The 4778-nt window shown below is 70.3% G+C and carries 5 protein-coding genes and 1 pseudogene; 3 read left to right on the top strand and 3 right to left on the bottom strand.

Features of this window, described 5'->3' with window-relative positions; all coding sequences use genetic code 11:
• A pseudogene (locus QZV94_RS23385) lies at window positions 1-587 on the bottom strand (radical SAM protein); the annotation flags it as partial.
• A 120-nt stretch (window positions 588-707) separates the two neighbouring features.
• On the opposite strand from QZV94_RS23385, the gene QZV94_RS23380 reads away from it, so the two are divergent.
• Complete coding sequence (locus QZV94_RS23380) at window positions 708-1709, top strand: NADPH:quinone oxidoreductase family protein (RefSeq protein WP_293682613.1); 1002 nt, start codon at window positions 708-710, stop codon at window positions 1707-1709.
• Window positions 1710-2885: a CaiB/BaiF CoA-transferase family protein gene (locus QZV94_RS23375; RefSeq protein WP_293682611.1), complete on the top strand. Its 1176-nt coding sequence runs from the start codon at window positions 1710-1712 to the stop codon at window positions 2883-2885.
• Here the strand turns inward: QZV94_RS23375 and QZV94_RS23370 are convergent.
• Together QZV94_RS23370 and QZV94_RS23365 are read right to left on the bottom strand one after the other, a co-directional pair.
• Entirely contained in the window at window positions 2879-4078 is a 1200-nt protein-coding gene (locus QZV94_RS23370) for a DUF1343 domain-containing protein (RefSeq protein ID WP_293682609.1), read from the bottom strand. The genes QZV94_RS23375 and QZV94_RS23370 overlap by 7 nt on opposite strands.
• Window positions 4075-4599 carry a DOMON-like domain-containing protein gene (locus QZV94_RS23365; RefSeq protein ID WP_293682607.1) on the bottom strand — a complete coding sequence of 175 codons (525 nt, stop codon included), beginning with the start codon at window positions 4597-4599 and terminating at the stop codon, window positions 4075-4077. The genes QZV94_RS23370 and QZV94_RS23365 overlap by 4 nt, the downstream gene beginning before the upstream one ends.
• A gap of 96 nt (window positions 4600-4695) precedes the next feature.
• On the opposite strand from QZV94_RS23365, the gene QZV94_RS23360 reads away from it, so the two are divergent.
• Window positions 4696-4778 (top strand): hypothetical protein (locus QZV94_RS23360; protein ID WP_293682617.1); only part of this gene is annotated, 83 nt, incomplete at its 3' end.

Here is a 4778-nt window from a genome sequence, read left to right as displayed (position 1 = left end):
ACGTTGTCGAGATTGTAGAGCGGCTCGCCCATGCCCATGAAGACGATGTTGGTGAGCTTGCGGTCCTCCTTGGGCGAGGGCCACTCCTCCAGGTCGTCGCGCGCCACCTGCACCTGAGCCACGATCTCGGCGGCGGTCAGGTTGCGCACCAGCGCCTGGGTGCCGGTGTGGCAGAAGGTGCAGTTGAGCGTGCAGCCGACCTGGCTGGAGACGCAGAGCGCGCCCGCGCGGCCCACGTCGGGAATGTAGACGGTCTCGACCTCGATGCCGGGGGCGGTGCGGATCAGCCACTTGCGCGTGCCGTCTTTGGAGACCTGGCGCTCGACGACCTGCGGGCGGGCCAGGGAGAAGGTCTGGGCCAGGGCGATCCGCGTCTCCTTGGCCACGTCGGTCATCTGGGCGAAGTCGGTGACGCCGTAGTGATGGATCCAGCGCCAGACCTGGCCGGCGCGCATCTTCGCCTTCGCCGCCGGCACGACGTCGGCGTCGACCAGCGCGGCCGCGAGCTCGCTGCGGCTCAGGCCGGTGAGGTTGGGCGGCGCAAGCGCTTTCGCCGGCGCACGGCTGAGATCGAGGGTCACGCCCAAGGGTCGGTCCTTCTGGAGAGGGTCGAATATAGGTGACGTCGCGTCCGCGGCCAAATCGACGCCTTCAAACATCCGTTCGACCCGGCTAGGGTCCGCCAAACCTTTCGGGAGAGAGACGTCATGAAGGCGCTGTTGAGCAAGGCCGTCGGTGGGCCGGAGACCCTGGTGCTCGAGGACGTGGCCTCGCCCGAGGCGAAGCCCGGCTGGGCCGTCGTCAGCATCAAGGCGGTCGGCGTCAATTTTCCGGACGTGCTGATCATCGAGGACAAGTACCAGTTCAAGCCGCCGCGGCCGTTCTCGCCGGGCGGCGAGGTCAGCGGCATCGTCAAGTCGGTCGGCGAGGGCGTCACGCACGTGAAGCCCGGCGACCGGGTGCTGGCCAACACCGGCTCGGGCGGTATGGCCCAGGAGTTGGCGGTCGAGGCCGGGCGGCTGGTGAAGATCCCCGACGCGATGCCCTTCGACGAGGCCTCAGCCTTCATCATGACCTATGGCACGAGCTGGCATGCGCTGGACGAGCGCGCTCATCTGAAGCCTGGCCAGACCCTGCTGGTGCTGGGCGCTGCCGGTGGCGTGGGCCTGGCCGCCGTCGAGCTGGGCGTCGCCATGGGCGCGCGCGTCATCGCCGCCTGCTCCAGCCAGGAGAAGGTCGACCTCTGCATCAAGCACGGCGCCGCCGCCGGCGTGGTTTATCCCAAGGGTCCGTTCGACCGTGAATCGCAGAAGGCCATGTCGGCCCTGTTCAAGGACGCCTGCGGCCCGGACGGCCCGGACGTCATCTACGATCCGATCGGCGACGCCTACGCCGAGCCGGCGTTGCGCTCCATCGGCTGGGAGGGCACCTACCTGGTGGTCGGCTTCGCCGCGGGCGAGATCCCGAAGATCCCGCTCAACCTCGCGCTCCTGAAGTGCTGCCAGATCGTGGGCGTGTTCTGGGGCGGCTGGGTCGCCAAGAACCCGGAGAAGCACCGCAAGAACGTCGCCGAGCTGCTGGAGATGTATTCGGCGGGCAAGATCAAGCCGTTCATCTCCGAGCGCTTCCCGCTGGAGCGCGCGGGCGAGGCGATCACCCACCTGGCCAACCGCAAGGCGCTGGGCAAGGTCGTCGTGACGGTGGACTGAGTGGCCTCCCGTGAAAGCCCGCTCGCCGGGCTGAAGGTCCTCGACATGTCGCGGGTGCTGGCCGGGCCGTTCGCCGGCCGGATGCTCTGCGACCTGGGCGCCGACGTGGTCAAGGTCGAGCCGCCGGAAGGCGACGTGACCAGGATGTGGGGCAAGGTGGTGGGCGGCGTGCCCGGCTACTACCACCAGCAGAACGCCGGCAAGCGCGACATCTGCGTGGACCTGCAGGCGCCCGGCGCACGCGAACTGGTGCTGGAGCTGGTCCGCAAGGCCGACATCCTGCTGGAGAACTTCCGGCCGGACGTCATGCCCCGCCTGGGCCTCGGCTACGACGCACTGAAGGCGGTGAACCCGCGGCTGATCATGCTGTCCATCTCCGGCTTCGGCCACGGGGGCCCGGAATCGCGGCGGCCGGCCTATGCGCCGATCGTCCACGCGGAGGTGGGGCTGATGCACCGCGCCCACCGCCGCAGCGGGGCCCCGCACACGGAGCTGCCGCTCTCGGTGGCCGACACCAACGCCTCGCTGCACGGCCTCGTCGGGGTCTTGGCCGCGGTGATCCTGCGCGAGCGGACCGGCGTGGGCCAGCACGTCGACATCGCCATGATCGACGCCACCCTCGTGACCGACGACCAGATCCACTACGAGCTGGAAGATTCCGAGGGCACCATGGGCCTGCCCAACGACGTATGGGCGGCGGGGCCGGGCGACATCCTGATGTCGGCGGACTTCCGCCACCTATTCCGGCAGCTGACCGAGAAGCTGGGCCTCAAGGACCCGGCCGCTCCCGACACGCCGCTGGCGGAGAAGATCCGGCTGCGGCGCGCGGCGGTGGGCGACTTCCTGGCCGGCCTGCCGGACTGGGAGGCGGTCGAGGCGGCGATGGCCGCCATGAACATCGCCTGGGGCCAGGTCCGCGCCGGCGCCGCCCTCGCCGAGCAGCCCACGATCCGGGCCCGCGGCTCCATCGCCCAGGTCGACGACCGCGCGGGCGGGACGCGTCCTATTCCGCAGTCACCCTACCGCTACTCCGACGCCGTCAGCGAGGTCCGGGGCGTCGCGCCGCACCGGGGCGAGCACAACGAAACGGTCCTGGCCGAGTGGCTGGGCAAGGGTGAGGCGGACGTCGCGGCGCTGTATGCCGCCGGCGTCCTGCTGCGCGACGAGGCTCAGTAGAGCAGGAACGGCCGTCGGGCTTCGGCCCAGGCGGCCTCGTCGGGGTCGGTGATGGCGTCGAGGTCGGCCGGCCTCGCCGCCGGATCGTCCACCCACTCGCGCAGCCGCGGGCCTCCGTTGATCACGTCTATGGCGAGCTTGCCGATCTCGTACTCGTAGGGGAAGTCGCGCCACAGCGGGTAGTCCGGGTAGCGCCGGCGGATGGCCTTGAACGCCAGTGACTGCAGCCGCCAGGGCTTGAATGCCGCGTGGTCGTAGCCGGTCTCGGTGTGGATCTGCACGCCGGCGCAGAGCTTGCCCTGGTGCTTGTGGAAAGTGGGCTCGAACCAGCAGTCCCGCAGGGCGCAGCCGGCCAGCCACTGCGGCGCGAGCGCGCGAATCTCGGCGATCACGGCGCGTGCATCGATGTCCGGCGCGCCGAACAGCTCGAGCGGCCGGGTGGTGCCGCGGCCTTCGGACAGCGTCGTGCCTTCCAGCATCACCGGGCCGGCGTAGGCCCGGGCCATCCACAGGTTCGGCGCGTTGGGGCTGGGATTGACCCAGGTCCGCTGGCCCACGGGCCAGCCGAAGCCGGGCGCAGCGTCGGGCGCCCAACCCTCCATCCCGATCACCCGGTACTCGACGTCCAGCTTGAGCGTGGCGATGAACCAGTGGCCGAGTTCGCCCAGGGTCAGACCGTGGCGCATCGGCATCGGCCCCGCGCCGACGAAACTCTCCCAGCCGGGTCGCAGCGTCAGGCCCTCGACCGGGCGGCCGGCGGGGTTCGGGCGGTCCAGCACCCACACCGCCTTGCCATGCGCGGCGGCGGCCTCCAGCACGTACCGCAGGGTGGTGATGAAGGTGTAGATGCGGCAGCCGAGGTCCTGCAGGTCCACCAGCAGGACGTCGAACGTGTCCATCATCGCATCGGTCGGGCGGCGCACCTCGCCGTAGAGGCTGAACACCGGGACGCCGTGCACCGGGTCGTTGAAGTCCGGGCTCTCGACCATGTTGTCCTGCTTGTCGCCGCGCAGCCCATGCTGCGGCCCGACGGCGGCAGTGAGGTTCACCCCGTCCACGGCGGCCAGCGCATCCAGGCTGTGCGTCAGGTCCTGGGTCACCGAGGCGGGATGGGCCAGGAGCGCGACGCGGCGGCCGGCCAGGGGCGCGCGCAGGGCCGGGTCGGCGAGCAGGCGGTCGATACCGAATCTCATGGGGCCTCGGGCGCCGGAAGTTGCAGGCCGAAGCCATCGGGATGGTGGAAGTCGGGCTTTCCCGGCGGATGCGCAAGCGCCCAATAGGACAGCCTTCCGCCGACTTCCTCGATCACCGCGCAGGCGCCGATGCGCCAAGGACGATCGGCGGGAAGGTCCAGCATCCAGGCAACCGTGATGTCATTCGCGGCGCTTGCCCAGACCTGCGGCGGATCCACCTCGGCGTTGGCCATGCCTGCCCGGTAGCCGTCGAACCGATAGGCGGCCCACGCCCCGCCGGGCGCCAGGTTGAGCTCGCGGTAGCTGGCGTCGGGCGCCGCCTGGATGAAGGCCTCGAGGCAGGTGTGTCGCCACAGCTCGTCGGTGCGGACAGCCGGCCCCGAGGTCAGCATCAGCGCATCCGTCACGCCGCTCAGCCGGTAGCGCAGCGCCAGCTGCCCGCGGGCGGACCGCCCCACGTCCACCTCGATCCCACTCAGGGCGGCGCAGGGGAAGTCCGGGTGGCGTTGCAACGCAGGCATGGCTACTGATCGCCGAGAATCGGCGGGTGAGGAAGCCATGACGGGGGACGCGCGATCGTGAGCCGGCTCTCCCCGAACCTGCAGGGCGCGCTGTGGATGCTGGCTTCGGCCCTGACCTTCTCGGTCATGACGGTGCTGATCAAGTTCCTGGGCAACGACTATCCGCCCGCGCTGCAGAC

Origin of the sequence: uncultured Phenylobacterium sp. (assembly GCF_902826855.1) — a bacterium.
Lineage (GTDB): Bacteria > Pseudomonadota > Alphaproteobacteria > Caulobacterales > Caulobacteraceae > Phenylobacterium.
Note: the sequence above shows the minus strand (reverse complement) of the source record. Positions and strands in the feature narration are given on the sequence as shown.

Coding starts and splice junctions, on each gene's coding strand:
- QZV94_RS23380 (WP_293682613.1), top strand. CDS start 708: ATGAAGGCGCTGTTGAGCAAGGCCGTCGGTGGGCCGGAGACCCTGGTG.
- QZV94_RS23370 (WP_293682609.1), bottom strand. CDS start 4,078: ATGAGATTCGGTATCGACCGCCTGCTCGCCGACCCGGCCCTGCGCGCG.
- QZV94_RS23365 (WP_293682607.1), bottom strand. CDS start 4,599: ATGCCTGCGTTGCAACGCCACCCGGACTTCCCCTGCGCCGCCCTGAGT.